1 protein-coding gene is annotated in these 514 nt (G+C 69.3%); it reads right to left on the bottom strand.

Annotated features, from left to right (window positions below; translation table 11 throughout):
- Nucleotides 1-112: 112 nt before the first annotated feature.
- Nucleotides 113-514, bottom strand: a 402-nt coding sequence (locus tag D452_RS28400) for an HNH endonuclease signature motif containing protein (protein ID WP_169336567.1), incomplete at its 5' end; no start/stop codon positions are given.

A 514-nucleotide genomic window follows, 5' to 3' on the forward strand; every position in this document is an offset into this window, starting at 1 on the left:
TGGTTCCGAGTCTCCAATAAACCCGGCACGAGACAGGGGTACGGGCACCTAGGAGTGCGGGCGTGGGGGCCGGTTTTGGGGTGTGGGCGTGCGGGGGTAGGGGCTTGGCCCGTCATTCGCGGGGCGGCGGCAGCGTTGGGGGTGGTTCCGGCGGTTCCGGTTGCGTTGGCGGTGGTGGGTGTGTGGGGCGGCCTTTCCAAACAGCCCGGTGGGGGTTGTTCTCCCGCCTCCACTTGAGCCGGTTGTGGGTGGAGCACAGCGGCTGAATGTTGTGGGCGCTGGTGTGGCCGCCTTGGGAGTAGCTGGTGATGTGGTCGGCTTCGGTGGCGCTGATGGGCACGTCGCAGCCTTGGGGCCAGGCGCAGGTGGTGCGCCCGTGGTGGGCGACGGTGCGGATCTGTTCGGGGGCGTTACGCATCCCGCGTCCCACGTCCAGGGGTTTGCCGGTGGACGGGTCGGTGATCACCCGGCGCAGGACACTGGTGGGGGCCATGGTGCGCACGGCTTCCATGGC

Source organism: Nocardiopsis prasina DSM 43845 (genome assembly GCF_000341265.1).
Taxonomy (GTDB): Bacteria; Actinomycetota; Actinomycetes; order Streptosporangiales; family Streptosporangiaceae; genus Nocardiopsis; species Nocardiopsis prasina.